The 24,259-nt window shown below is 68.6% G+C and carries 29 protein-coding genes and 1 tRNA gene; 16 read left to right on the top strand and 14 right to left on the bottom strand.

All coding sequences use genetic code 11. From position 1 onward, the window contains the following. The coding region (locus tag EV292_RS00005; protein WP_207913303.1) for a dihydroxy-acid dehydratase at window positions 1-1,047 on the top strand (1,047 nt) is incomplete at its 5' end. 479 nt (window positions 1,048-1,526) lie between these two features. On the opposite strand, the gene EV292_RS00010 is transcribed toward EV292_RS00005, so the two are convergent. Together EV292_RS00010 and mnmA are read right to left on the bottom strand one after the other, a co-directional pair. Continuing rightward, entirely contained in the window at window positions 1,527-2,234 is a 708-nt protein-coding gene (locus EV292_RS00010) for a FadR/GntR family transcriptional regulator (RefSeq protein ID WP_132907157.1), read from the bottom strand. 95 nt (window positions 2,235-2,329) lie between these two features. After that, on the bottom strand, window positions 2,330-3,427 hold the full coding sequence (mnmA, locus tag EV292_RS00015; protein WP_132907158.1) for a tRNA 2-thiouridine(34) synthase MnmA: 1,098 nt from the start codon (window positions 3,425-3,427) through the stop codon (window positions 2,330-2,332). A 107-nt stretch (window positions 3,428-3,534) separates the two neighbouring features. Between mnmA and EV292_RS00020 the strand changes: the two genes are divergently transcribed. The 3 genes from EV292_RS00020 (at window position 3,535) to EV292_RS00030 (ending at window position 4,495) form a co-directional block, all read left to right on the top strand. Next, window positions 3,535-3,717 (top strand): hypothetical protein, encoded by a 183-nt coding sequence (locus EV292_RS00020; protein WP_132907159.1) that lies wholly within the window; start codon window positions 3,535-3,537, stop codon window positions 3,715-3,717. Window positions 3,718-3,827: 110 nt separating this feature from the next. After that, window positions 3,828-4,127 (top strand): DUF1153 domain-containing protein, encoded by a 300-nt coding sequence (locus EV292_RS00025; RefSeq protein ID WP_132907160.1) that lies wholly within the window; start codon window positions 3,828-3,830, stop codon window positions 4,125-4,127. A gap of 110 nt (window positions 4,128-4,237) precedes the next feature. After that, on the top strand, window positions 4,238-4,495 hold the full coding sequence (locus EV292_RS00030) for a GlsB/YeaQ/YmgE family stress response membrane protein (RefSeq protein WP_132907161.1): 258 nt from the start codon (window positions 4,238-4,240) through the stop codon (window positions 4,493-4,495). 237 nt (window positions 4,496-4,732) lie between these two features. Here the strand turns inward: EV292_RS00030 and EV292_RS00035 are convergent, their stop codons facing one another. After that, window positions 4,733-5,461: an SIMPL domain-containing protein gene (locus tag EV292_RS00035; RefSeq protein ID WP_132907162.1), complete on the bottom strand. Its 729-nt coding sequence runs from the start codon at window positions 5,459-5,461 to the stop codon at window positions 4,733-4,735. Window positions 5,462-5,629: 168 nt separating this feature from the next. Between EV292_RS00035 and EV292_RS00040 the strand changes: the two genes are divergently transcribed. The 11 genes from EV292_RS00040 to EV292_RS00090 all read left to right on the top strand — a co-directional run bounded on the left by EV292_RS00040 (window position 5,630) and on the right by EV292_RS00090 (window position 18,467). After that, window positions 5,630-6,799 carry an efflux RND transporter periplasmic adaptor subunit gene (locus tag EV292_RS00040; protein WP_132907163.1) on the top strand — a complete coding sequence of 390 codons (1,170 nt, stop codon included), beginning with the start codon at window positions 5,630-5,632 and terminating at the stop codon, window positions 6,797-6,799. Window positions 6,800-6,814: 15 nt separating this feature from the next. Continuing rightward, on the top strand, window positions 6,815-10,024 hold the full coding sequence (locus EV292_RS00045; RefSeq protein ID WP_132907164.1) for an efflux RND transporter permease subunit: 3,210 nt from the start codon (window positions 6,815-6,817) through the stop codon (window positions 10,022-10,024). A 372-nt stretch (window positions 10,025-10,396) separates the two neighbouring features. After that, the gene (locus EV292_RS00050; RefSeq protein ID WP_243693523.1) at window positions 10,397-11,650 is read left to right on the top strand and encodes a DUF445 domain-containing protein; all 1,254 of its coding nucleotides are present in this window, start codon (window positions 10,397-10,399) and stop codon (window positions 11,648-11,650) included. Window positions 11,651-11,872: 222 nt separating this feature from the next. Further along, entirely contained in the window at window positions 11,873-12,982 is a 1,110-nt protein-coding gene (locus EV292_RS00055; protein WP_132907165.1) for an ABC transporter permease, read from the top strand. Beyond that, a complete protein-coding gene (locus tag EV292_RS00060) occupies window positions 12,982-13,911 on the top strand; it encodes an ABC transporter ATP-binding protein (RefSeq protein ID WP_132907166.1) in 930 nt (309 codons plus the stop codon). Before EV292_RS00055 ends, EV292_RS00060 begins: the two co-directional genes overlap by 1 nt. Continuing rightward, window positions 13,911-14,873, top strand: coding sequence for an MlaD family protein (locus tag EV292_RS00065; RefSeq protein WP_132907167.1), 963 nt, complete (start codon window positions 13,911-13,913; stop codon window positions 14,871-14,873). Before EV292_RS00060 ends, EV292_RS00065 begins: the two co-directional genes overlap by 1 nt. Next, a complete protein-coding gene (locus tag EV292_RS00070; RefSeq protein ID WP_132907168.1) occupies window positions 14,870-15,475 on the top strand; it encodes an ABC-type transport auxiliary lipoprotein family protein in 606 nt (201 codons plus the stop codon). The genes EV292_RS00065 and EV292_RS00070 overlap by 4 nt, the downstream gene beginning before the upstream one ends. A gap of 73 nt (window positions 15,476-15,548) precedes the next feature. Further along, window positions 15,549-15,639 (top strand) — tRNA-Ser (locus tag EV292_RS00075). A 156-nt stretch (window positions 15,640-15,795) separates the two neighbouring features. After that, window positions 15,796-17,097 (top strand): integrase arm-type DNA-binding domain-containing protein, encoded by a 1,302-nt coding sequence (locus EV292_RS00080; RefSeq protein WP_132907169.1) that lies wholly within the window; start codon window positions 15,796-15,798, stop codon window positions 17,095-17,097. A gap of 75 nt (window positions 17,098-17,172) precedes the next feature. Next, on the top strand, window positions 17,173-17,688 hold the full coding sequence (locus EV292_RS00085; protein WP_165926974.1) for a DUF2939 domain-containing protein: 516 nt from the start codon (window positions 17,173-17,175) through the stop codon (window positions 17,686-17,688). A gap of 104 nt (window positions 17,689-17,792) precedes the next feature. Beyond that, entirely contained in the window at window positions 17,793-18,467 is a 675-nt protein-coding gene (locus tag EV292_RS00090; protein ID WP_132907171.1) for a hypothetical protein, read from the top strand. A gap of 1 nt (window position 18,468) precedes the next feature. Here EV292_RS00090 and EV292_RS00095 read toward each other — a convergent pair whose 3' ends face one another. The 11 genes from EV292_RS00095 to EV292_RS00145 all read right to left on the bottom strand — a co-directional run bounded on the left by EV292_RS00095 (window position 18,469) and on the right by EV292_RS00145 (window position 23,154). After that, window positions 18,469-19,152, bottom strand: a complete 684-nt coding sequence (locus EV292_RS00095) for a hypothetical protein (RefSeq protein ID WP_132907172.1) — start codon at window positions 19,150-19,152, stop codon at window positions 18,469-18,471. 11 nt (window positions 19,153-19,163) lie between these two features. After that, the gene (locus EV292_RS00100) at window positions 19,164-19,376 is read right to left on the bottom strand and encodes an AlpA family phage regulatory protein (protein WP_132907173.1); all 213 of its coding nucleotides are present in this window, start codon (window positions 19,374-19,376) and stop codon (window positions 19,164-19,166) included. Next, on the bottom strand, window positions 19,373-19,639 hold the full coding sequence (locus tag EV292_RS00105; RefSeq protein ID WP_132907174.1) for a hypothetical protein: 267 nt from the start codon (window positions 19,637-19,639) through the stop codon (window positions 19,373-19,375). Before EV292_RS00105 ends, EV292_RS00100 begins: the two co-directional genes overlap by 4 nt. Next, window positions 19,636-19,830, bottom strand: coding sequence for a hypothetical protein (locus tag EV292_RS00110; protein ID WP_132907175.1), 195 nt, complete (start codon window positions 19,828-19,830; stop codon window positions 19,636-19,638). The genes EV292_RS00105 and EV292_RS00110 overlap by 4 nt, the downstream gene beginning before the upstream one ends. After that, window positions 19,827-20,051 (bottom strand): hypothetical protein, encoded by a 225-nt coding sequence (locus EV292_RS00115; protein ID WP_132907176.1) that lies wholly within the window; start codon window positions 20,049-20,051, stop codon window positions 19,827-19,829. Before EV292_RS00115 ends, EV292_RS00110 begins: the two co-directional genes overlap by 4 nt. Continuing rightward, window positions 20,048-20,329, bottom strand: coding sequence for a hypothetical protein (locus EV292_RS00120; protein ID WP_132907177.1), 282 nt, complete (start codon window positions 20,327-20,329; stop codon window positions 20,048-20,050). Before EV292_RS00120 ends, EV292_RS00115 begins: the two co-directional genes overlap by 4 nt. Further along, window positions 20,326-20,718 carry a hypothetical protein gene (locus EV292_RS00125; RefSeq protein ID WP_132907178.1) on the bottom strand — a complete coding sequence of 131 codons (393 nt, stop codon included), beginning with the start codon at window positions 20,716-20,718 and terminating at the stop codon, window positions 20,326-20,328. Before EV292_RS00125 ends, EV292_RS00120 begins: the two co-directional genes overlap by 4 nt. Further along, the gene (locus EV292_RS00130; protein ID WP_132907179.1) at window positions 20,715-21,089 is read right to left on the bottom strand and encodes a hypothetical protein; all 375 of its coding nucleotides are present in this window, start codon (window positions 21,087-21,089) and stop codon (window positions 20,715-20,717) included. Before EV292_RS00130 ends, EV292_RS00125 begins: the two co-directional genes overlap by 4 nt. Then, window positions 21,086-21,802, bottom strand: coding sequence for a hypothetical protein (locus EV292_RS00135; RefSeq protein ID WP_132907180.1), 717 nt, complete (start codon window positions 21,800-21,802; stop codon window positions 21,086-21,088). Before EV292_RS00135 ends, EV292_RS00130 begins: the two co-directional genes overlap by 4 nt. Then, window positions 21,799-21,999, bottom strand: a complete 201-nt coding sequence (locus tag EV292_RS00140) for a hypothetical protein (RefSeq protein WP_132907181.1) — start codon at window positions 21,997-21,999, stop codon at window positions 21,799-21,801. Before EV292_RS00140 ends, EV292_RS00135 begins: the two co-directional genes overlap by 4 nt. 180 nt (window positions 22,000-22,179) lie before the next feature. Next, a complete protein-coding gene (locus EV292_RS00145; RefSeq protein ID WP_132907182.1) occupies window positions 22,180-23,154 on the bottom strand; it encodes a helix-turn-helix transcriptional regulator in 975 nt (324 codons plus the stop codon). Window positions 23,155-23,192: 38 nt separating this feature from the next. On the opposite strand from EV292_RS00145, the gene EV292_RS00150 reads away from it, so the two are divergent. After that, window positions 23,193-24,191, top strand: a complete 999-nt coding sequence (locus EV292_RS00150) for a CHC2 zinc finger domain-containing protein (protein ID WP_132907183.1) — start codon at window positions 23,193-23,195, stop codon at window positions 24,189-24,191. Window positions 24,192-24,259 lie beyond the last annotated feature (68 nt).

Consider the following 24,259-nt stretch of genomic DNA (forward strand, 5'->3'; position numbering starts at 1 on the left):
GAGGACCTCAAGCCCTCGGACATCCTCACGAAGGACGCCTTCCACAACGCGATCAAGGTCAATTCGGCGATCGGCGGCTCCACCAACGCGCCGATCCACCTGGCCGCGCTGGCGCGCCACGTCGGCGTCGACCTCCCGCTCAAGGACTGGGAGACCGAGGGACATCAGGTGCCGCTGCTGGTCAACCTGCAGCCCGCGGGCGAGTATCTCGGCGAGGATTATTACCGCGCCGGCGGCGTGCCCGCGGTGGTGGGCCAGCTGATCGGGCAGGGGCTGATCGCCGAGGGCGCGCTGACGGTCAACGGCCGCACCATGGGGGAGAATTGCCGCGGCGTCCCCATCGAGGACGAAGCGGTGATCCGCCCCTACGACCGCCCGCTCAAGGAGGCGGCGGGGTTCCTGGTGCTGACCGGCAATCTGTTCGACGCGGCGGTGATGAAGACCAGCGTGATCTCGCCCGAGTTCCGCGACCGCTATTTGAGCAACCCCGCGGATCCCAACGCCTTCGAGGGCCCCGCGGTGGTGTTCGACGGGCCCGAGGATTATCACGCGCGGATCGACGATCCCGCCACCGGGATCACGCCCGAGACCTTGCTGTTCATGCGCGGCGCCGGGCCGGTCGGCTATCCCGGCGCGGCCGAGGTGGTGAACATGCGCCCGCCGGCGTATCTGATCACCGAGGGCGTCCACGCGCTGCCGTGCATCGGCGACGGGCGCCAGTCGGGGACGAGCGGGTCGCCGTCGATCCTCAACGCCTCGCCCGAGGCGGCGGCGATGGGGGCGCTGGCCTTGCTGCGCACCGGCGACCGCGTGCGCGTCGACCTCAACCGCGCGCGCGTCGACGTGCTGGTGGAGGAGGCCGAACTGGCCGAGCGCCGCCGCGCGCTGGAGGCGGCGGGGGGCTATGCCTATCCCGCCTCGCAGACGCCGTGGCAGGAGATCCAGCGCGCGGTGGTGGGCCAGATGAACACCGGCGCGATCCTCGAGGGCGCGGAGAAATACCAGCGCATCGCGCAGACCATGGGCCTGCCGCGCGACAACCACTGACGGGGGAGGGCGTGGCGGCGCTCGGCCGCCAGCGCCGTGCGTGGCGGGGTGGCACCACCATCCACCGCTGGCGTCATCCTGAGCTTGTCTCAGGATCCACTGTCCCGCAGGCGCCGCGATCGCTGCATTCGCGGCACGGTGGATCCTGAGACGAGCTCAGGATGACGCCAGGAGGTGAGGGCGCCGTGCCGACTTACGGGATGGCACACTGACGGGATGGCGCACTGACGTGACGAGATGGCGCTCGGGGGCGAGCGCGCGGGGCAGGTGCGCTCACCGCTCGCCCTCTCTGCGCCTCCGCGCCTCCGCGTGAACAAATTTTCTCACGCGAAGCCGCGAGGACGCGAAGCAGTGAGACGCGGCACGATCACCGCCTGAGCAACACCTTCGCGTCCTCGCGTCTTCGCGTGAGATGATTCCGCGCGAAGAGACAGGACGCCCCCGACCAACATTCGCGCAGCGACGAAGCACCAGCCCGCTCAGGCGACCAGCGCGCGCTCGGTGTCGATGCCGGCCTGGCCGATCAGCTGCTCGGTCACGCCGCGCGCCGCCGCGGTGTCGCCGTTGGCGATGGCCTCGAACAGCTCGCGATGGAGCGGGATCGGATCGCGATAGTGCAACGGCACGCGATATTTGAAGAAGGTCGTCCAGCGCACCGCCGCGGCGATGCTGCTTGACAGGCTGACCAGCAATTCGTTGCCCGTCGCCTCCAGGATCGTGGCGTGGAAACGCTGGTCGGCGGTCTGGCCGTCCTGGGTGCGCAGCCCGTGCTGCGCCATCACCTCGAGCGCGTGCCCCATGCGCGACAGCTGCGCCGCGCTGCGCTGCACCGCCGCCAGCTCGGCCGCGGCAGGCTCGACGATCATGCGCAACTGGAACAGGCTGCGCACGAAGCCGAGCGAGGGCGCGCCCTCGAACATCCAGGCGAGCAGCTCGGGGTCGAGCAGGTTCCACAAGGCGCGCTCGCGCACCCGCGTCCCTGCCTTGGGGCGGCTCTCGACCAGCCCCTTGGCGCTGAGCATCCGCAGCGATTCCCGGATGACGCTGCGCGAGACGCCGAACTGGCCCGCCAGCTCCAGTTCGCCCGGCAGCACCGCGCCGCTCGGATATTGGCCGGTGACGATCGCCACGCCCAACCGGCGTGCGAGCGTGACATGCGCGGGGCCTCGACGCTCTCCGTTCGTCACTGCTCGTCTCCCTCCCGGAACGACAGTCTAGGCCGTCGTCACCGGTCGGCAAGGAAATTGTCTAACAACTTCCGGACTGATGCACCGATGCCCGGTCAGGCGGCGACCAGCGCGGGGTCGGTCGCGGCGATCCAGCCGCCGCCCATCACGCGCTCGCCGTCGTACAGCACCGCGGCCTGACCCGGGGCGACGCCATATTCGGGCGCGTCGAACACCAGCCGGTCGCCGTGGAAGCGTGCGGCGACCGGCTTGGCCATCGACCGCACCTTGGCGGTGAGCGCGCCGTCGATCGGGCCGAGCAGGTTCATCCGCTCGAGCCGCGCCGCGGCGGTGGCGAGCGCGACGCGCGGGCCGACCACGACCCGCCGCGTGTCCGCATCGAGGCGGACGACGTAGAGCGGCTCGGCGCTGCCCCCGATCTCCAGCCCGCGACGCTGGCCGACGGTGTAATGGACCAGCCCGCGATGCTCTCCCAGCTTGCGCCCGGCGAGATCGACGATATCGCCCCCGCTCGCCGCTTCAGGGCGCAGGGTCTTGACGAGCTTGGCGTAATCGCCGTCGGGCACGAAGCAGATGTCCTGGCTGTCGGGCTTGTCCGCGACCAGCAGCCCCAGCTCGGCCGCGATGGCGCGGACGCGCGGCTTGGGCAGCGCGCCGAGCGGGAAGCGCAGGTAATCGAGCTGTGCCTGGGTCGTGGCGAACAGGAAATAGCTCTGATCGCGCGCGGGATCGGCGGCGCGGTGCAGCTCGGCGCCGCGTGCGCCGACGACGCGACGGACATAATGGCCGGTGGCGAGGCAGTCCGCGCCGAGGTCGCGCGCCAGCGCGAGCAGGTCGGTGAACTTCGGCCCCATGTTGCACTGGACGCAGGGGATGGGGGTGCGCCCGGCGAGATAATCGTCGGCGAACTGATCGATCACGCGGTGGCGGAAGCTGCTCTCGTGATCGAACACGTAATGCGCGATCCCGAGCCGGTCCGCGACCGCGCGCGCGTCGCGGATGTCGCGCCCCGCGCAGCAGGCGCCGGCGCGCTGGGTCGCCTCGCCATGGTCGTAGAGCTGGAGCGTCACGCCGATCACCTCGGCCCCCGCGCGCACGGCGAGCGCGGCGACGACCGAGCTGTCGACCCCGCCCGACATCGCCACGACGATGCGCCGCGCGCCCGGCGTGAGCTGGAAATCCACCGTGTCCATGATCGCTCGCGGATACTCCCTCCACCCCGCGCGCGTAAACCCAAATGAACGAACCGTTGCCGCGGGCTTTACGCGACCTTCAGACCGCGCGCGGTACAGCCCGCGCCATGTCACTCGAACCGACCATCTCCGACCCGCCGCTGCTCACCGCGTTGCGCCAGCGCCAACTCGCGTCGCGCACCGCACAGGTCGCGCGCGGACTCGACGTGCCGCCGGGCGCGCGTGCCGCCAAGGGCACGTTCAACGCCACCGCGGCGGCGGCGCTGAGCGATTGGAGTAGACGTGAATAGCTCGTTTACCGGTCCGTTTTAGAAGGCGTTCAACCAGCGTCCGTTACGCAAGAGGCACAACAAGGGTCCAACGTGGCGAGGGGGCCGAACCCCCGAAACCGAGGTAGGTAATGATCGAGAATCAGAAAATCCGTCCGGCCAAGGTGATAGGCCCGCTCGGCGAGCCGCTCACGCTCGACTCACTGCCGCCGGCGGACACCACCCGATGGGTGGTGCGGCGCAAGGCCGAGGTCGTCGCCGCGGTCAACGGGGGGTTGCTGACCGTCGATGAGGTGTGCCAGCGGTACAATCTGACGGTGGAGGAGTTCGCCGGCTGGCAGCGCGCCATCGATCGTTCGGGGATGCCCGGGCTGCGGGTTACGCGGATTCAGCACTATAAGTCGCTTTACGAGCGGCAGCAGAACTTCTAACCCGTCACGTCCCATTTTCAGAATTACGGGGCCGGAACAATGGGCCGGCCTCGTGAGTATTTCCCCGCAGAGCCCGTCACCGTGTGGGCGCATCGCAGGGGAGTATCGTTATGGGTATCATCATCTGGCTCGTCATCGGCGGTGTGATCGGCTGGCTCGCCAGCATCATCATGCGCACCGACGCGCAGCAGGGCATCTTCCTGAACATCGTGGTCGGCGTGGTCGGCGCTTTCATCGGCGGTCTGCTGTTCACCGGCGGCTCGATCAACAACGCGCCGCTGACCATCTATTCGTTCCTGGTCTCGCTGGTGGGCGCCGTGGTGCTGCTCGCGATCGTGAACCTGGTTCGTCGCGGCCGGGTGCGCTGAGCGACTGATGGCTGAGCCGGCGTCGCGCCCGCGGCGCGCGCCGAGCTGAACGAGGCGGTCGCCCTTCGCGGGGCGGCCGCCTCTCTCTTATGGGAACGGCGAGATCCTCGCCGCATGGTGGGAAGGGCCTCGCCGGGCGGCGCTGCGCTCGTGAAGGACCCTCCACCCGCCTGCGGCTGGTCCCCCTTCCCGTGCCGGGGAGGATCCTACCCTCTCTATCCTCTCGCCTTCGGCTCCCTATTTCAGCAGGAAGCGGACGTTGAGCGTGGCGCTGAGCTCGCTCTCCCCCGGCAGCACCGCGCTGGCCGCGTCCGCCTGCGGTGCCGCCGCCCGCATCTGCGCGAAGGGGCGCGGCGGCTCGCCGTCGCTCTCGCCGGCCTCGCCGATCGACACGATGCGATCGACCGTCAGCCCCGCCGCCTTGGCGTAGAGCGTCGCCCGTGCCCGCGCGCGCGTCACCGCGTCGGCGCGCGCCTCGTCGAGCGCGCCCGCGGCGTCGGTGAGCGACAGCGTCGGCCCGTCGATCTGGTTGGCGCCGGCGCGCACGAGCGCGTCGAGCACCGGACCCGCCTTGGCGACGTCGCGGAACCGCACGCTCACGGTGTTGCTGGCCTGATAGCCGGTGACCACGGGCGGCTGGTTCTCGGCATAGCGATATTGCGGGGCAAGCGCGACGCGGCTGGTGGCGATGTCGCGCGGTGCGATCCCGGCCTTCTTCAGGGCGGCGACCACCGCCGCCATCCGCTGCGCGTTCTGCGCCATCGCGGTGGCAGCGACCGCGTCCTGCGTCACCACGCCCGCGCGCACGGTGGCGAGATCGGGCACGCGCGACACCTTGCCGACCGCGGTGACGTCGAGGATCGTGCCCTCGGGCACCACTGTCGCCATCGGCAGCGGGGTCTGCGCCGTCGTCGCGACCGGCACCGACCCGAGCGCCAGCAGCGCGCCACCTAACAGCCAATTCATCGTCTTACCTCCCAGCCTTCAACAACTTGCGCTGTGTTGGACCGCGATGGAACGCAAGCTGAACGCGATAAACTACGTTGTCGCTTGCACAAAATGTCGCGCTCGGGCAGCGCCGGACTTGTACGCGGTGATGTATGCGGGTAATACACGCCGGCCGGAGGGGGATGGATGACGTACGAGGCTGGTACTCTGCAGGGCGAGCAGCTGATGATCGAGGACGCGACGCCGCGCCGCCGTCGGCGCTGGATGCTGATCGCGGGGATCGCGCTGCTGGTCGCCGCGCTCGCCGGCTATTTCCTGACCCGGCACAAGGACGCGCCCGCGGCCGCACCGGCGGATCAGGCACCGACGGTGACCGTGGTGGTGCCGGGTGCGGAGTCGGTGGCGCGCCGCGTCAGCGCGACCGGCTCGCTCGCCGCCAAGCGCGAGATGCCGGTCGGCGTCGCGGGCGAGGGCGGGATGGTCAGCCGCGTGCTGGTCGAGCCGGGCCAATGGGTCCGCGCGGGTCAGGTGCTGGCCACGATCGACCGCTCGGTACAGGTCCAGACCGCCGAGTCGCTCGCCTCGCAGATCGCGGTGGCGCGCTCCGACCTCACGCTCGCACAGGCCGAGCTGGAACGCGCGCAGAGCCTGGTGGATCGCGGCTTCATCTCCAAGGCCGACGTGCAGCGGCGTATCGCCACGCGCGACGCCGCGGCGGCGCGGCTCAAGGTGGCGGGGGCGACCTATTCGGAGCAGCGCGCGCGCAACGCCCGGCTCGATATCCGCGCGCCCGCGGCGGGGCTGATCCTCACGCGCGGCGTCGAGCCGGGACAGATCGTCAGCTCGGCCTCGGGCACCTTGTTCCGCATGGCGCGCGACGGCGAGATGGAGATGCGCGCGCAGCTTGCGGAGAACGATCTCCAGGGCGTCCGCATCGGCTCGACCGCGCGGGTCACGCCGGTGGGCGACACGCGCTCGTTCGAGGGCCGGGTGTGGCAGATCGCGCCGATCATCGACACGCAGACGCGCCAGGGGATCGCGCGCATCCAGCTCTCCTACGACCCCGCGCTGCGCCCCGGCGGCTTCGCCTCGGCGACGATCGTGGCGGGGGCGGCGAGCCAGCCCGAACTGCCCCAGTCGGCGTTGTTGAGCGACGACCGCGGCAATTACGTGTACATCCTCGACGCGGAGAATCGCGCGCAGCGTCGCGACGTCACGATCGGGACGATCACGGAGAGCCGTGTCGCGATCGCCAGCGGGCTGAACGGGGACGAGCGCGTGGTGCAGTCGGCCGGCGCGTTCCTCAACCCCGGCCAGAAGGTCAAACCGGTGCGGGCGCGGGTCGCGGGCCAGTAGAGCGGGATCAGAACCATGGGCTTTCGCAACATCTCCGCCTGGTCGATCCGCAACCCGGTGCCGGCGATCGTCCTGTTCGTGATGCTGACGGTCGCGGGGATCGTCAGCTTCATTCGCATGGACATCAACGACTCGCCGGACATCGACTTCCCGGCGGTGATGATCACCATCACCCAGCCGGGCGCCGCACCGAGCGAGCTCGAGACCCAGGTGACGCAGCGGATCGAGGCCGCGGTGCGCACGCTGGAGGGCGTCGACGAGATCCAGTCGTTCGTGTCCGAGGGGACGTCGAACACGATGGTGCAGATGGCGATCGGCCAGTCGGTGGACCGCGCCGTCAACGAGGCGCGTGACGCGGTCACCCAGATCCGCGGCAACCTGCCCGAGGGGATCCTCGAGCCCCAGGTCAGCCGCGTGAAGATCAACGACAATGATCTCGGCAGCTACAGCGCGATCGCCACCGACATGACGGTCGAGCAGCTCAGCTGGTACATCGACAATACGGTGACCAAGGAGCTGCTCTCCGTCCCGGGCATGGGCGGGGTGGAGCGCAACGGCGGTGTCAGCCGCGAGATCCGCGTGATCCTCGATCCCGCGCGGCTGGCGGCGCAGGGGCTGACCGCGAGCCAGATCAACAACCAGCTGCGCCAGGTGAACCTCGATGCGCCGGGCGGCCGCGCCGAGATCGCGGGGGCCGAGCAGTCGGTCCGCGTGCTCGGCAACGCGCGCACCGCCTATGATCTCGGCCAGACGCAGATCAACGTCGGCGACGGCCGCACCATCCGCCTCGCCGACGTCGCCACGGTGCGCGACCTCTACGCCGAGCAGCGCTCCGCCGCGGCGGTCGACGGCAAGCCGGTGCTCAGCTTCGACTTCAAGCGCGCCAAGGGCTCGTCCGACGTCACCGTCTTCCGCGAGGGCAAGAAGAAGCTGGAGGAGCTCGAGAAACGCAATCCCAAGGTCAAGTTCCGGCTCCGCGTCGATGGCTCCAAATATCCGCTGGAGCAGTATAAGTCGGCGATCCACGCGATGCTGGAGGGCGCCATCCTCGCGGTGGTCGTGGTGTTCCTGTTCCTGCGCGACTGGCGTGCCACGGTGATCTCGGCGCTGGCGATCCCACTCTCGGCGATCCCGACCTTCTGGTTCATGGAGCTGATGGGCTTCACGCTGAACGAGATGACCATGCTCGCGCTGAGCCTGGTGGCGGGCGTGCTGGTCGACGACGCGATCGTCGAGATCGAGAACATCGTCCGCCACATGCGCATGGGCAAGACGGCCTATCAGGCCTCGATCGACGCCGCCGACGAGATCGGTCTCGCGGTGCTGGCGACGACGATGGCGATCGTCGCGGTGTTCCTGCCGGTCGGGCTGATGCCGGGCATCTCCGGCCAGTTCTTCAAGAATTTCGGGCTCACCGTGGTGGTGGCGGTGCTGATGAGCCTCGCCGTCGCGCGGCTGATCACGCCGATGATCGCGGCCTATTTCCTGCGTGCCGGCGGCCATGTCGAGCATGGCGGCGGGCCGGTGATGAACTTCTACCAGCGCGTGCTCGCCTGGACCCTCGACGAGGGCGGTGCGCCCGCGGCCCGCGCGAAGGGCGGGGTGCATCGCGCGCTCGGCTATTGGCGCGATCATCGTCTGTGGACCGTGATGATCGGGGTGGGGGCGTTCCTCCTCACGCTCTTCCTGTTCACGCAGATCCCGATGTCGTTCCAGCCCGCCTCCGACCAGCCGCGCAGCACGGTGACGATCACCATGCCGCCGGGCAGCACGCTGGAGACCACCCAGAACGCGGTCGACCAGGTCTATGAGCTGATCCGCAAGCAGCCCGAGGTGGAGAGCGTCTACACCCGCACCCTGGTGGGCTCGGGCCGCGTCACCGCGCAGCTGCGCGAGAAGCGCGACAAGACCTCGACCGAGTTCGAGCGCGGCCTCGCGCCCGAGCTCGCCAAGATCGCCGACGCGCGCGTCAACTTCCAGTCGCAGTTCGGCTTCGGCGACAACAACCGCGACATCTCGGTGACGCTCGGCGGCGACGATCCCGTCGTGCTGCGCCAGGCCGCCGACCGCGTCGTGCGGGAGATGGCGAAGATGCCGGGGCTGATCGCGCCGCGCATCGCGGGCGATCTCAACCGGCCGGAGATCATCATCAAGCCGCGCTCCGACCTCGCCGCCAACCTGGGCGTGACCACCGCGGCCTTGTCCAACGCGATCCGCATCGCCACGATCGGCGACATCGACCAGAACAGCGCGCGCTTCTCGCTGAGCGACCGGCAGATCCCGATCCGCGTCGCGCTGGAGCAGAGCTCGCGCTCGCGGCTGGCGACGATCCAGAACCTGCCGGTGCAGACGCAGAGCGGCGGCTCGGTGCCGCTCAGCCTCGTCGCCGACATCGGCTTCGGCTCGGGCCCGACGCGCATCCAGCGGATCAACCAGCAGCGCCAGCTCACCATCGGCGCCGATCTCCAGCCCGGCGTGGCGACCAGCGTGGCGCTGCCCAAGATCAAGCAGCTGCCGGCCATGAAGTCGCTGCCGGTCGGGGTGCAGGAGCTCAACGTCGGCCAGGCCAAGTGGCAGCTCGAGATGTTGATGAACTTCGTCACCGCGGTGGTGTCGGGCGTGTTCCTCGTCTTCTCGGTGCTGGTGCTGCTGTACCGCCGGCTGCTGCCGCCGCTGGTCAACATGGGCTCGCTGCTGCTCGCGCCGCTGGGTGGTCTGCTCGCGCTGCTGATCTCGGGCGACGCTTTGTCGATGCCGGTGTTCATCGGGCTGCTGATGCTGCTCGGCATCGTCGCCAAGAACTCGATCCTGCTGATCGACTTCGCGCTGGAGGAGATGACCGCCGGGGTGGCGCCCTATGCCGCGATCGTCGACGCCGGGCGCAAACGCGCGCAGCCGATCGTGATGACGACGGTGGCGATGGTGGCGGGCATGGTGCCGACGGCTTTGTCGCTGTCGGGCGACGGCGCGTGGCGCGCGCCGATGGGGATCGTCGTGATCGGCGGGCTGACCGTCTCGACCATGCTCACGCTGCTGATCGTGCCGGCGGCCTTCTCGCTGGCGATCGGGATCGAGCGCCGCGTCGGTCCGTGGCTCGGCCGCCGCCTGCTCACCTATCGCCCGGGTGATGATGGCACGCTGATCGAGCACGCGCCGCACCCGGCGATACCGGCGCCGCCGGGGCGGATCGGCTTCCACGAGGACGGCACCAGCCCGGCGGAGTGAGGGGGGCGGAAGGCTGATCGTCATCGGTGCATCCCCGTTCCCCGATGGAGGCCGGGGCCCAGGTGAGGGACGCTGGTGAGACCCACGACCGCCTTCCCACCTGGGCCCCGGCCTTTGCCGGGGAACAGGGAGGCACGGAGTGAGTGGGGCGGGCCGCCCTGTCCACGCTCCACCCCGGCGGACGCCGGGGTCCAGTTAGGTGACGTCCGCGGCTCTCACGATGGCCTTCCCACCTGGACCCCGGCGTGCGCCGGGGTGGTGCCATGGGAGGGAGTGGACTGCTATCCCGGGCGCCGTGCCGGGAAGGCGGCAGGGTGATCGCTGATCACGAACGACCTTGAACATTCGCGCTATTCACGGATTGTGCCGCTGATGCCAGCGCTCGCCCGATCCACCGCGCCGCCGCCCGCTCTGGTGCGGATGCGGCTGGTCGCGACCGGGCTGCTCGTCCTGATGGCGGGCGTGTTCCTCGCCTCGCGCGCGCTCGAGCCGCAGCACGCCGCCTGGGGCTTCGTCCGCGCCTTCGCCGAGGCGGCGATGGTGGGCGGGCTCGCCGACTGGTTCGCGGTGACCGCGCTGTTCCGCCACCCGCTCGCGCTGCCGATCCCGCACACCGCGATCATCCCGCGCAACAAGGACCGGATCGGCGACCAGCTCGCCCAGTTCCTGCGCGAATATTTCCTCGTGCCCGCGGTCGTGGCGCGGCGGATGGGGCGGGTCGACGTCGCCGGGGCGGCGGGGCGCTGGCTCGCCGACCCACCGGCGGCGGGCAGCCGGCTGACGCGCGGCGTCTCGCGCCTGTCGGTCGAGGTGCTCCAGTCGCTCGACCAGGAGCGGCTCGGCGGCATGGTGCGCGCCATGCTGGTGGCGCGGGTACGCGAGGCGCGGCTCGCGCCGATGCTGGGCCGCGCGCTCGCCGCCGCGCTGGCGGAGGGGCGCCATCTGGCGGTGATCGATAGCCTGATCCTCTGGGCGCGCGACGCGCTCGCCAGCAACGAGCACCTCGTCCGCGCGATGGTGCACGACCGTGCCGGCTCGATCCTGCGCTGGACCGGGCTGGACGAGACGCTCGCGAACAAGATCATCGACGGGCTCGACAAGATGGTCGCGGAGATGGCGGAGAACCGCGAGCACCCGCTGCGACTCAAGGCCGAGGAGGGATTGGCCCAGCTCGCCGAGCGACTCCAGCACGATCCGGCGATGCACGCGCGGGTCGAGACGCTCAAGCTCGAGCTGCTCGAGAACCCTGCGATGCAGGACTGGATCAACGGCCTGTGGGAGCAGGCGCGCGCGGCGATGCTGCGCGCCGCGCGCGACCCGGAGGCGATCCTGCGCGGCGGGCTGGGCGACGCGCTGCGCCAGCTCGGCGCGACGCTGCGCGACGAGCCGCGACTGGGGCGGACGATCAACCGCTTCGTGCGCCGCGCCGCGGTGGGGGCGGCGGCGGACTATGGCGACTCGATCGTGCGGCTGGTGTCGGAGACGGTGCGCGGCTGGGACTCGCGCACGATCACCGCGCGGCTGGAGCATGCGGTGGGCAAGGACCTGCAGTTCATCCGCGTGAACGGTACGCTGGTGGGCGGGCTGGTGGGCGTGCTGATCCACGCGGTCGACGTGATGCTGTGAGGGGGAGGGGGCGCCTCCTTCTCTCTTCCACCCCGGCGGATGCCGGGGTCCAGGTGGGAAGGCTGTGGTGGGACTCAGCAGCGTCCCCCAGCTGGGCCCCGGCGTCCGCCGGAGCGGTGGCAGCGGGGGCACGCCTTCACCTTCGCCGAGAGGTACGCCGGCGGAACGAACTGCGCGCCGGAACGCTTGTGGCGAGATGAGCTTTGCCGCATGGGATAGCAGATGACCGCGGCAGCTGATTTCAGCGAGGAGAGAGACGGCCAGGCGCCGGTGCTGCGCTTCACCGGCGATCTGTCGCTGGCGCGGCTCGGTAACCTGCCCGACCGGCTCGGCAAGGTGCAGGGCGAGGTCGCCACCGTCGACCTCTCCGATGTCGACCGGATCGACACGATCGGCGCCTGGGTGATCCACCGCTTCGCGCGCCAGCACGACGCCGAGATCAGGGGGCTGGACGAGGACGCGCGCCACCTGTTCGAGCAGGTCGAGGCCGCGGACCAGCCGGTGCAGATGCGGCCGCAATCGGGCTCGTCGTTCCGCCGCGTGCTCGGCGAGATCGGTGAGGCGACGAGCAACGCCGCGCGCACCTCGCTCGGCCTGCTCGGCTTCATGGGCGCGACCATCGCGACCTTCGGCGGCGTGATCCGCCATCCCAGCCGCTTCCGCTTCAACGCCACGGTGCAGCGTTTCGAGGTGGTCGGCGTCTCGGCGCTCGGCATCATCGGGCTGATGAGCTTCCTGATCGGCATCGTCATCGCGCAGCAGGGCGCGGTGCAGCTGCGCCAGTTCGGCGCCGAGGCCTTCACGATCAACCTGGTCGGCCGCATCACGCTGCGCGAGCTGGGCGTGCTGATGACCGCGATCATGGTCGCGGGCCGCTCGGGCTCGGCCTTCGCGGCGCAGCTCGGCACGATGCAGCTGACCGAGGAGATCGACGCGATGCGCACGATCGGCGTCTCGCCGATGGAGGCGCTGGTGCTGCCGCGCACGATCGCCGCGATCGTGCTGATGCCGCTGCTCGGCTTCTATTCCTCGGTGATCTCGATCATCGGCGGCGGGCTGCTGTGCTGGTTCGCGCTCGACATCCCGCCGGTCGCCTATGTCGCGCGGATCCGCGAGGTGGTGCCGATGACCGACCTGTTCGTCGGCCTGATCAAGGCACCGGTGTTCGGCGCGATCATCGCCGTCGCCGGCTGTTTCCAGGGGATGCAGGTGAAGGGCGACGCCGAGCAGGTCGGCCTCAAGACCACCTCGGCGGTGGTGCAGGCAATCTTCATGGTGATCGTGGTCGACGCCTTCTTCGCGGTCTTCTTCGAACAGATCGGCTGGATCTGATGGCGCGGCGTGACACCCGCCGGCGCGACGAGCCGATCATCCGCGTCAAGGGGCTGCGCAACAGCTTCGGCGACGCGGTGATCCACGACGAGCTCGACCTCGAGGTCCGCCGCGGCGAGATCCTCGGCGTGGTCGGTGGGTCGGGCACGGGCAAGTCGGTGCTGATGCGCTCGATCATCGGGCTGCAATCGCCCGATCACGGCGAGGTCGAGGTGTTCGGCGAGCCGACGCTCGGTCGCTCCGAGCATGAGACGGTGGAGATCCGCAAGCGCTGGGGCGTGCTGTTCCAGGGCGGCGCGCTGTTCTCGACGCTGACGGTCGCCGAGAACGTGCAGGTGCCGCTGCGCGAATTCTATCCCGAGCTCGACCTCGCGCTGCTCGATGAGATCGCCTCGTACAAGGTGGTGATGACGGGCCTGCCCGCCGACGCCGGGCCGAAATATCCGGCCGAGCTGTCGGGCGGGATGAAGAAGCGCGCCGGTCTCGCGCGCGCGCTCGCGCTCGATCCCGAGCTGCTGTTCCTCGACGAGCCCACCGCCGGGCTCGACCCGATCGGCGCCGCCGGCTTCGACGAGCTGACGCGGGCGTTGCAGAAGACGCTGGGGCTCACCGTCTTCCTGATCACGCACGACCTCGATACCTTGTACGCGATCTGCGACCGGGTGGCGGTGCTCGCCGACAAGAAGGTGATCGCGGTCGGCACGATCGACGAGCTGCTCGCGCTCGATCACCCCTGGATCCAGGAATATTTCAACGGGCCGCGCGGGCGCGCCGCGGTCGCCTCGCAGAGCGCGGCGGCGGAGCGGGTCGACGCCGCCGACGTCGACGCGCGCGCGCACCCGACCGACGTGAGCGAGCGAGTCACCGGGCAGCACAGCCAGGGCGGCCTCGCCGACAACAGGGCCCGCGGGGCCGCAGGGGCAGAGTGATGGAAACGCGATCGAACCACGTCCTCGTCGGCGCCGTCGTGCTGATCCTGCTGGCGATGGTCGCCATCTTCACGGTGTGGATCGCGCGCATCGGCGGCACCGAGGAGCGCGAATATGACATCTTCTTCCGCCAGGCGGTCGACGGCCTCGCCAAGGGCTCGTCGGTCACCTTCTCGGGCGTACCCTCGGGTCAGGTGAAGTCGATCTCGCTGTGGCAGCCCGATCCGCAGTTCGTCCGCGTGCGCATCAGCGTCAACGGCGACACGCCGATCCTGCGCGGCACCACCGCGACGATCCAGGGCAGCTTCACCGGCACCAGCACGGTCAGCCTCGACGGCGCGATCAAGGGCGCGCCGCCGATCGCCTGCCCGGAGAATGACGCGGGCAACGTCTGCCCGCTGGGCAAGCCGGTGATCCCGACCAAGACCGGCGGCATCGGCGCGATCCTCAACTCGGCGCCGCAGCTGCTCGAGCGACTGTCGACGCTGACCGAACGGCTCACCGGCATGCTGAGCGACCGCAACCAGGCCTCGATCGCGGGCATCCTCGACAACACCAACCGGCTGACCGACGCGCTCGCCGACCGTGGCCCCGAGATCGCCGCGACGCTGGCGCAGACCCGCGTCGCGATCGCGCAGGCGGGCAACGCGGCGCAGCAGATCGGCGAGCTCGCGCAGACCACCAACGGCGTGCTCGCCAACGACGTGCAGCCCGCGATGGCCAACCTGAACAAGGCGATCACCTCGGCGCAGGCGAGCGCGGACACGCTCAACAGCGCGATCGGCGACGCGCGACCGGGGCTGACCACCTTCAGCAAGCAGACGATCCCGCAGATCAACCAGCTGGTGCGCGACCTGCGCGTCACCACCGCGTCGCTGTCGGCGATCTCCGAACGAGTCGAGCAGGGCGGCGCCGGCTCCCTGATCGGGCAACAGAAGCTGCCGGACTACAAGGGGAAATGATCGTGCGATCGGTGGCCAAGACTCTCCTCGTGGCGGCGGTGCCGGTGCTGCTGGCGGGCTGCGTGCGGTTCGGCGCCGAGCCGCCGCCCTCGCTGCTGACGATCGCGGCGCAGTCGCAGCCCCAGCCCGGGGCGGCGCAGAACTCGGCCAACGCGCGCTCGATCGTGGTGCAGGTGCCCGCGGTGCCGACCGCGATCGCGACCACGCGCGTGCCGGTGCAGGAGACCGACACGACCATCGCTTATGTCAAGGACGCGCAATGGGCCGAGCCGCCCGCGCGCCTTTTCGCGCGGCTGCTCGCCGATACGGTGACCGCGCGCGCCAACATGGTGGTGCTGTCGCCGGCGCAGTCGTTCAGCGATCCCAGCGCCAATCTGGCGGGCGAGCTGCGCTGGTTCGGGCTGGATGCGACGCAGCGCCAGGCGGTGGTGGTGTATGACGCCGCGCTGACCCCGCCGGGGGCGACCAACGTGGAGAAGCGGCGCTTCGAGGCGCGCGTGCCGGTGGCGGCGATCGATGCGCCCTCGGCGGGCGGCGCGCTGAGCCAGGCGGCCAACCAGGTGGCACAGCAGGTCGCCGACTGGGTGGCGGGGCAGCGCTGACGCGCTCGCCCGTGCGCGAGGCGGCTTGCGCGCGGGCGCGCGAGCCTCTAGGCGGGCGGGCTTCCGGGTATGCGGAGCGGTGGCCGAGTGGTCGAAGGCGCTCGCCTGGAAAGTGAGTATACGCCAAAAGCGTATCGAGGGTTCGAATCCCTCCCGCTCCGCCAAAACCCCATTTCAATCATCCCCAAATGATGCCGAAAGCCGCTGAAAAGCGTGCGTTTTCGCGCTATGGTCCTCCCGATTGATCCCGAGTGATCCCGTCCAAGCGCGGGGTATCGGGGGGCATCAGTCGGGGTATGGATCTGGTGGAGTGGGGTACGATGGCGCTGACCGACGCAGCGGTGCGGAAAGCGGAGCCGAGGGACAAGCCGTACAAGATGGCCGACTCAGGCGGCCTCTACCTGTACGTGGCTCCTACCGGGCTGAAATCCTGGCGCATGAAGTTCAAGGTCAGCGGCTCCGAGAAGCTGCTGACCTTTGGCACCTACCCGGGCGTGAAGTTGACCGAGGCGCGCGACAAGCGCGATGACGCCCGCAAGCAGCTGCGCGACGGCTCGGACCCGTCGGGCGTGCGCCGGAAAGCCGAGGAGGCGAGGGAAGCTGAGCGCGCGGCGGCGGCACAGCTCCTGACCTTCGAACAGGCGGCGCGGCGCTGGTGGGAGCTACAGCGGGGCCGCTGGGCGCCGGTCCACGCCGCGGACGTGATTGCCAGCCTTGAGCGCGACGTGTTTCCGACGCTCGGCAAGCGCGCGCTGGTGTCGATCAAGGCACCGGACGTGCTGACGACGCTCCGCCTGGTCGAGGATCGCGGGTCGATCGAGACGGCAAAGCGCCTGCGCCAGCGGATCGCGGCCGTTTACGACATGCACAAGAGCGAGGGCGTCACCGAGACGAACCCGGCGGCGGGCATCGGCAAGGCGCTCAAGCCACTGCCGACGAAGGGCCGGCAGCCGGCGCTCACCGACCCGGACGAGGCGCGGCAGGTGCTGATCGCGGCCGAGGCGTCCGGCGCATCACCGATTACGAAGCTGGCCTCGCGCTTCCTCGCGCTGACGCAGAGCCGGCCGGGGATGGTCCGCGGGGTCACCTGGGACGAGATCGAGCGCATAGACTGGACAGGGGAGCGCTACGGCCCCGACCTGCCGGTCTGGCGCGTGCCGGCGGCTCGCATGAAGCTGGTGATGGACCTGAAGGGCGAGGAGACGTTCGAGCACGTCATTCCGCTCTGCTGGCAGGCAGTGGACGTGCTACGCACGATGCACCGGCTCACCGGCCGCAACCGGCTGATCTTCCCGGGCCAGCGCCACAGCCACCGCCCGCTCAGCGAGAACGCGATCGGCTACCTCTATAATCGCGTGGGGTATCACGGCCGGCACGTACCCCACGGCTGGCGCTCGTCCTTCTCGACGACGATGAACGGGCTGGCGGTGCGGCAGAAGCGCCTCGGCGACGAGGCGGTGATCGAGCTGATGCTGGCGCACGTGCCCGAGAACAAGGTCAAGGCGGCCTATGACCGCTCGGGCCATATGGAGCGCCGGCGCGAGCTGTCGCAGGAGTGGGCGGATCTCCTGCTCAAGGACATGGCACCGGCCGCCACGCTCATGTCAGGTCGGAGGCGATAGGCCATTGCCAAGCGGCGGCGGCCCGCCAAGGTTCGCCGCTCGTTTGGAGGGGTACGAATGGCGCGGAAGTGGGTGGTGGCGGCGATCGCGATGGTCGCACTGTTCATCGGGGCATACTTCGGGTCGCCCTACTGGGCGGCGCGCCAGCTGTACGCTGCGGCAGGTAGCGGCGACGTCGATCGCATTGAGGCCGCTGTCGACTTCCCGGCGGTGCGTGAGAGCCTGAAGGGCCAGCTCACTGTCGCGCTGACCGAGAAGTTCGACGAGGACCAGAGCGACGATCCGTTCAAGGGCATCGGCACGCTCCTGATGCCGACGATCGTGCAGCGCGCGGTCGACGCCTTCGTCACGCCGGACGGGATCGCCGCGATCGTGAAGCGGGGTCAGCTTGAGAAGAGCCAGGACAAGGGGCCGAAGCCCGACCTCTCCTACGACTATGAGTGGCGCAGCTTGGACCGGTTCGGCATCACGATCCACGCCAAGGACGTGCCGGCCGCGCGCGCGCCCATGATTGTGCTGGAGCGGCGCGGCCTGTTCACGTGGAAGATGATCCGCCTCCAGGTGCCGAAGGACATGATCAAGAACGGCTGACCGGCGGCATGGACTAGGATCGCCGCGCATGTAAGCTATGCCAAGCGCACGATATTGACAAACTGTGCGCCCAAGCGCCATATGATGCATAAGGAGAGTGTATAATGGCGTTTCGAGCAGATGAAGCGGCGGCCGAACGGCTCGCCCGGACAAAGAGCTTTCTGATCCCGCGCGCGTTCCCGGCGGCGCTGCGCGCCCGCGCAGAAGAGGTGTTCGACGAGGTCGTCGAGCAATGCGGCCCCGCGGTTGATGGCTATCCGAGCTGGCACCCACTGGTCAGCGGGCATCACGGCAGGCATCCGCACACGACTCCTGGCCGCCATCAAGGTTATGTCGGGCTAGATCATACGCGCTATTTCGCGCACGGGTTCGTGACCTGCCCCTATGGCGATGGTCAGACTGTGATCGACTCGGTACAAGAGCTGGCGCGCAAGTTGGACGTGCCAGCTTCCATTTACGCTGAGGCGCTCGATTGCAAGTTCTACAATGAGGGCACGACGCCGATCCTCGTTCGCTGCGACTGGACCTACGATCTTGAGGGCAACCACACGATCCCGAAGCGTGTTGCTGTCCCGATGATGATGGAAAACGAGCTGCCGAATTGGCGTCGGGCCGAGGTTGCCGAGACGTGGGAGACGATGCGTCCCTATTTCCTCGGCTCCCCGCATGGCAGCCGTTCGTCGCTGTTCGTCACCCAGGACACCGCCATGGCGATGAAGAAAGCCTACGCGGCCATGACCGACTCCGGCATGTTCGGCCCGCCGTACGACCGCGATTAGGTCAGCCGCGATAGTCCTTCCCTGCGGCAATTAGGGCGCGGTGCACTTCCGATCCGTGCCAAGACGGTGGGATATATGTGCCCGGGATGGAGCGACACAGCTGCACCATCTGGTGCACCTGGGCGAGATAGCCGTCCAGGCGCTCCATCTTCAGCCCCGTGAGGGTCTTGGATCCGCGAATATCGGTCGACTTGAGCACGTCGACTGGGGTGTCTGATACCCACCAGCGGTCAGGGTCGTCACCGACGTCGCGAGCGCTCTCGTTGAGTTCGCGTCCCTCGCCGGTGTCATATCCGCGATGAGCCGGCCAAGGCACGACGGGAATGTCGGCGCTGCGAAAGCCGATCGCCATGCGGTTCAAGACCATGGCGGCAGCGGCCTCGGGCGCAAGCTCGAGCCTTTTGCGCTGCCCCGTCTCCTTGTCGACCCCATACATATCGAAGTGCTGAAGGCACTTCGGCACGTTGATATCGGACGTGAACCACGCCAGCGCTGGGAAGTCGCGCATGGGACGCCGCATGGCGGTGGAGGTCATGATCTCGCCGAACGCGGGATGCATGGCGCCCTTCGATCGACCCTCCAGGTCGATGACACCGCTCATCCAGATCAGGTTGGTCCGCAAGATGCTGGTGTGGTGCCACACCATGCCGTTCATCTCAGCGAGTCGACGCTTAGCTTCGCCCATCGTCCTGTCCTTTACGCCGCTTCAGCCCGCCAGCCCATCGGGTTCGCCACCCATGCGTCGATATCGGTCTGATACCATGCGACCAGGCCGTCGCTGATCGGCACCGACGTCGGGAAGGTGCCGGCGGCGATCCTGCGGTAGATTGTGGTGCGCGACAGCGCGGTGCGCGCCCGGACCTCGGCCAGGCGCAGCAGACTATCGCGGCTGCGGTCGACGGTGATCATTCTCGTTTCCCTCTGATGGCCTCTGATATCCGGCCGATGGACGTGTGGAAGCGGTCGGCGAGCTCGCGCACGCCCAGGTGAGGGTTGCTGACGAACGCCTCGCGCACCGCCACCTTCTGGTGCTCGGTGAGGCGCGGCCAGCGAGCCCGCACCCGGCGCAGTGGCGACCTGCGGCGGGTCTCGTCGGCCAACTGGTGCAGCTCTGGAATGCCGTGCTCGTCCGCCAGCTCGTGCATGCGGTCGCGGATCTCGGGGATCCTCATGGCTGATGTCTCCCGACTCGCGCGACCTCACGCGTGATGATGAAGGTCTCGCCGGGATTAGCCTCGACCAGATGGAGGGCCGCGGCTTCAGCGTCAGCGAAGCGGCGGTGTGCAATGCCGCGCCGTCGGCCGTCCTTCTGGACGCGGTATGGGCCGGCTGCGGCGAGCACGTCGAAGTCGCCGCGGCTCATGCTGCCGCCTCCGACATCGCGACGAGCAGCCCGCCAAGGCGAAGAAGTGTCATGAAGGCGTCGTGGTCAGGCAGGCACTGTTCGTGAGCCGCGAGAAACGCAGCCAGATCCTCTGCCTGCTCGCGCCACGTCTCAGCCGCGCGTGGCCGCAAAGTCAGCTCATGGGCTTGCCCGGCGAAGAGGCCCATAAAATCCGCCGCAGTCGCACGCTGGATGGTCATGCCTGCGGCCTTCGATCATCGAGATGGATGACGTTGTCATCGGCGAGGTCCTCGCCTTCGTTGCGCTCCCACAACCAATCCTCACAGCCGCGGTTAGAGCGGGTCTCGGGCTGAAGCGACACCGGGACGCCGGCGATCGCCAGCACCACCGGCGCGCGGAAGGTGCAAGTGCCGAGCTCGCGATCGGAACCTTCGGGGCGGCGCCATCCGGTAGTGACGGCCGGCAGATCGCGCCGCCAGTATGCGCAGGTAGCGCATTTCACATCCGTGGGGATCATAGCTGGTTCTCCGCACGCTCAAGGAGCAGGCGAAGGGCGATCTCCAGATCATACTTCTCGCCGACGTTCGGGCGGCTAGCCTTGAAAATGGCGCGCGCGTCGATCGCGCTCTCGCGCTGTGCAGCGACGCCGAGGGCGAGGAATGCCTCGACCCTGGCGCGCGCATCGTCGTCGAGTGCGAAGCAGAGCGCAGTGAGCAACTCGCGCTCGGGCGACGGCCCCAATTTGATCAGGGTCGCAGCCGTTCGCATCGCTTCCCGGATCGTCGGGTAAACATACTCGACTTCCAGCTTCGGCAGTCCTGCCTTGGCCGCGCGAGCAGCCTGGTTGCGGTTCTGCTTCACCTTCCGCTTGGCTGCGGTGGGTAGTGAGATGACGACGCCGGTCACTTGCATTCTCCAGCAGGCATCGATTGATGCGGCACGCTCATTGCGTCCGCGATCGCCGGGCACACTGCCGCGATCTGCCGGCAGAGCCGGGTGATGAAGACTGGCTCATAATTGTGCGTCGACGACGTGCTGAGAAGCAGCGGCGGCTCGCCGCGCTTCGGCTCAAACTCGCGGACCAGGATGGGGTAGAGCTGCAGCACCACATCGTCCGCGTTCGCGGGGGTGAGGGCCTGAAGATGCTCATACAGGACACCGGCGCGGTCCGTGAGCTGGTCCATGATCTCGTCGGGGCACGGGCACGAATAGTGCACTGCCACCTCGGCCAGCTTCCAATCCTGAAAGGCCGCAGCCACGGCAGGCGAGGCGCTCACGCGACCTCTCCAGCCGCGAGCCGGCGAATGTCCGCAACGAGTGGCACGATCAGCGAGGGATCGTCGAGATCGCGACCGGACTCCGTCGTCAGGTCGATCTTCAGCACCACATCGGCGAGCGTTTCGGCCGGCTCCGCCATCGCGCGGTCCCACAGCGCGAAGTCGCGGTCGCACAGCTGATCATATCGCCGGTTGATGGCGACGATGTTAAGCCGGGCGAGAGCGGCGTGCTCATAGTCCTTCCGGCGGCGCTGCTGCTCGGCGATGATGGCGTCGCGCTCGTCAGCGAGATCGGCGAGCTCGACGTGCGCCGCATGCCACTCCGGGTCCTCCTCGCACATGTCGGCCCACTCAGGCCAATCACGCACGCGCCGCCCCATCTCGCAGGAGAAGCCGTCAGTGCTGAAGGTGCGACGCTCGCCGTTGATGTTGACGAAGGACTTCGTGGTTGTCCGGTGCGGCGGCTCCGGTTCGGCGACGTAGGCGGCGTGAGCAGCCTTGAGCGCCGCGTGCGCGGGCGCGCCGACCTCGCGCCAATAAGCCGCGGCGATCAGCTCGGCGCGCTTCTGGAGCGCGATCAGCCGGCGGAGGCGGGTGCTCCCGGCCGCCGCGGCGGTGGCGCCGTGAGCGGGCGCGGCGCACTGCGCGACGCCGGCGACGGCAAGAAGACCGGCGCCGCCGATCAGGGCGCGGCGAGTGGTGGAGCGAGTCATGCCTGGTTCTCGTGATGAGGGGCGCCGGCGCTGAGAGAGCGCAAAGCGCGGAGCGCCTCGATCGCGGGCGCCGAGGCGGCCATCAGGTTCGCCGCGGACTCCGCGAGGCTACCGACAGGGGCGGGGAAATGCGGAGCGCTCGAGGGCGAGTTCGTCTGTTCGCGCGAACGGGTCGCGCGCTGTGCTTCGGCGGCCATGAGCCAACCTCCCTGCTAAGTGTGGCGCAGGTGGATCGGCGGAGGCTGGCCCGTATCGCTGGTGGCCAAACGCGTCTTTCCAACCCTGCTCATCAGGGTCGGCTGGCCTCACGGCTGCACTCACCTGACAGAAGGGTTAATACAAAATGTATCAGATCGCGTCAATACGCTTTGTATCGACTAGGGGGATCCCATGCGGAAAACGATACGTCCGATGAATTCGGCCTCGGCAAGGCTGCTTCCGAAAACTGCGCTTTGGCCTGGCTCTCCCGGAAGGAGGAGGACCTGCCCCATCTCATCCGCTTGAGCCCAGGTCACTAAGGGGCCTGCATTGTCGCGCATAAGCCAAAGTTCCGGTGTAGCGCCTACAGCTCCTGTGGAGCTATCAACGATCAGAACGTCGCCTCGCTTGATCGACGAGCGAGGGAAGCGCTTACGAACGCGAAAGGCAAACACGTAGCCGCCGTAGATTGCTTCGGCGTCGACCTCGAGGTCGCTCGCTTGAAGGAAGTGCATGGGTGGTTGGCCATCGACGCCTTGGATCCACCTGGCCGCCTCGTCGTTGATCGACAGTTCCGGCACCATGATGTGGCCGGTTAATCGATGGATATCGTCGATGGCCGTTCGTAACGCGTCGTCCTCGCCTACCTCGTGTGCATACTCCGCTACATGAAACTTGGCATACGGCACGCGATCGTTGCTCACCACTTCGTCAAGGGCGAGTAGCCAGCTCGGCGCGACCGAGAATGAGCGACCATAAAGGGTCGCCTGCACCGCGCTAAACGGGCGGGTGCCGTTCTCGTGGTGGCGATATGCGCCTTCGCTCCAGTCAAAGTGCCGGGCTGCGGCTGATGCGCTTTTGAAGCCAGCAGCCTTGCGTGCAGCGCGAAGGCGGGATGCGGGAGAGGAGGGAGGTTCGTCGTTCACGCCTCCCTTATAGCGATCAGCGATACAGATGGTATCGTCAAAGATCGATACGGTCGGTATCGTTCTGGGATGCTCATTGACCCGTTCGCCATCTTTGACTCTGCCGAGGATCTTGGCCGGGAAATCAACGTCCGCGGTGTAACGGTGCGGCAGTGGCGTAATCGTGGCGGTCGCATTCCGCCGCGATATTGGCTTGTTATCCAAGAAGCCGCTCGCCGGCGTGGGCATGATCTGCCGCTCGAAAGCTTCCTGCCGGTCCTCTCGGCGTGAGTTTCGTGCAGCAGAGAGCCGAGCGCGACGCAGCCTTCCGGCGTGCGGTCGACGAGGCGAAACAGCGGCACAACATCAGCGACGTGGTGCGACGCCGCACGAAGGTGACGCGTGTCGGGCGCGAGTACCGCGCGCTCTGCCTGTTCCACACCGAGAAGAGTCCGTCGATGCAGTTGAACGATGCCAAAGGCACGTTCCACTGCTTCGGCTGCGGCGCCGCGGGCGATATCGTCTCGCTGGTGATGCACGCCGAGGGGATCGGTTTCGTGGACGCCATTAAGTGGCTCGGCGGGGCAGGGCTGCCGGCAGTCGACCCGGCTGAGCGTGTTAAGGCAGCGCAGGAGGAGGCGGCTGAGCGCGAGGCAGCGATCCAGCGTGCCCGCGGTGTGTGGGAGGCGGCAGTTCTCACGGACGGCACGCCGGCCGCGGCGTACGCGCGCTCACGGGGCATCACCATGCCCCTGCCGCCATCGTTCCGCTTCGGACTGACGCCAGCATGGTACGACGATGAGACCGGGGAGTGCGGCCCGAACCTGCCGGCGCTGCTCGCCGCGGTTGCCATCGAGGGGCAGCCTCACCCGATCGGGCTCCAGCGTATCTTCATCAAGCCGGACGGGTCGGGCAAGGCCGATATGCGCGCACCCAAGCGCTCGCTTGGGCGGATAAAGGGGGGCGCGGTGCGGATCACCGGGCGCAACAGCAACGCCCCTCACGAGGTAATCATCACCGAGGGGCCGGAAGACGCCTTGTCCTTGGCGCAGGAGCTTCCCGGCCGCGAGGTCTGGGCCACCCTCGGCACGGCTCTGATGATCGAGGCTGAGTATCCGGCGAGGATCACGACCATTGTCATCGCGGGGCAGAATGATGCGCCAGGCCGCGCGGCGGTCGCGAAGGCCGGAGCGGGCCTGCGCGGACGTGGATACGATGTTCGCGCGATGTGGCCCGGCGACGGCTTCAAGGACTGGAACGACCAGCTGCGCGGGGTGCAAGCGTGAGCTCCGCGGCGATCCAGGCACAATACGAGGACGCCCGTCCGTTCTGCCCGTCTCCCGCGGAGGGTGAG

It is taken from the genome of Sphingomonas sp. BK235 (assembly GCF_004345855.1).
GTDB lineage: Bacteria > Pseudomonadota > Alphaproteobacteria > Sphingomonadales > Sphingomonadaceae > Sphingomonas.

Excerpts from the sequence above, each read along its gene's own strand:
- EV292_RS00065 (WP_132907167.1), top strand. The coding sequence starts at position 13,911 with ATGGAAACGCGATCGAACCACGTCCTCGTCGGCGCCGTCGTGCTGATC.
- EV292_RS00030 (WP_132907161.1), top strand. The coding sequence starts at position 4,238 with ATGGGTATCATCATCTGGCTCGTCATCGGCGGTGTGATCGGCTGGCTC.
- EV292_RS00095 (WP_132907172.1), bottom strand. The coding sequence starts at position 19,152 with ATGGGCGAAGCTAAGCGTCGACTCGCTGAGATGAACGGCATGGTGTGG.
- EV292_RS00020 (WP_132907159.1), top strand. The coding sequence starts at position 3,535 with ATGTCACTCGAACCGACCATCTCCGACCCGCCGCTGCTCACCGCGTTG.
- EV292_RS00140 (WP_132907181.1), bottom strand. The coding sequence starts at position 21,999 with ATGGCCGCCGAAGCACAGCGCGCGACCCGTTCGCGCGAACAGACGAAC.
- EV292_RS00110 (WP_132907175.1), bottom strand. The coding sequence starts at position 19,830 with ATGAGCCGCGGCGACTTCGACGTGCTCGCCGCAGCCGGCCCATACCGC.
- EV292_RS00060 (WP_132907166.1), top strand. The coding sequence starts at position 12,982 with ATGGCGCGGCGTGACACCCGCCGGCGCGACGAGCCGATCATCCGCGTC.
- EV292_RS00045 (WP_132907164.1), top strand. The coding sequence starts at position 6,815 with ATGGGCTTTCGCAACATCTCCGCCTGGTCGATCCGCAACCCGGTGCCG.
- EV292_RS00025 (WP_132907160.1), top strand. The coding sequence starts at position 3,828 with ATGATCGAGAATCAGAAAATCCGTCCGGCCAAGGTGATAGGCCCGCTC.
- EV292_RS00040 (WP_132907163.1), top strand. The coding sequence starts at position 5,630 with ATGACGTACGAGGCTGGTACTCTGCAGGGCGAGCAGCTGATGATCGAG.
- EV292_RS00070 (WP_132907168.1), top strand. The coding sequence starts at position 14,870 with ATGATCGTGCGATCGGTGGCCAAGACTCTCCTCGTGGCGGCGGTGCCG.
- EV292_RS00055 (WP_132907165.1), top strand. The coding sequence starts at position 11,873 with ATGACCGCGGCAGCTGATTTCAGCGAGGAGAGAGACGGCCAGGCGCCG.
- EV292_RS00035 (WP_132907162.1), bottom strand. The coding sequence starts at position 5,461 with ATGAATTGGCTGTTAGGTGGCGCGCTGCTGGCGCTCGGGTCGGTGCCG.
- EV292_RS00080 (WP_132907169.1), top strand. The coding sequence starts at position 15,796 with ATGGCGCTGACCGACGCAGCGGTGCGGAAAGCGGAGCCGAGGGACAAG.
- EV292_RS00090 (WP_132907171.1), top strand. The coding sequence starts at position 17,793 with ATGGCGTTTCGAGCAGATGAAGCGGCGGCCGAACGGCTCGCCCGGACA.
- EV292_RS00050 (WP_243693523.1), top strand. The coding sequence starts at position 10,397 with ATGCCAGCGCTCGCCCGATCCACCGCGCCGCCGCCCGCTCTGGTGCGG.
- EV292_RS00145 (WP_132907182.1), bottom strand. The coding sequence starts at position 23,154 with ATGCCCACGCCGGCGAGCGGCTTCTTGGATAACAAGCCAATATCGCGG.
- EV292_RS00115 (WP_132907176.1), bottom strand. The coding sequence starts at position 20,051 with ATGACCATCCAGCGTGCGACTGCGGCGGATTTTATGGGCCTCTTCGCC.
- EV292_RS00120 (WP_132907177.1), bottom strand. The coding sequence starts at position 20,329 with ATGATCCCCACGGATGTGAAATGCGCTACCTGCGCATACTGGCGGCGC.
- EV292_RS00135 (WP_132907180.1), bottom strand. The coding sequence starts at position 21,802 with ATGACTCGCTCCACCACTCGCCGCGCCCTGATCGGCGGCGCCGGTCTT.
- EV292_RS00105 (WP_132907174.1), bottom strand. The coding sequence starts at position 19,639 with ATGAGGATCCCCGAGATCCGCGACCGCATGCACGAGCTGGCGGACGAG.
- EV292_RS00100 (WP_132907173.1), bottom strand. The coding sequence starts at position 19,376 with ATGATCACCGTCGACCGCAGCCGCGATAGTCTGCTGCGCCTGGCCGAG.
- mnmA (WP_132907158.1), bottom strand. The coding sequence starts at position 3,427 with ATGGACACGGTGGATTTCCAGCTCACGCCGGGCGCGCGGCGCATCGTC.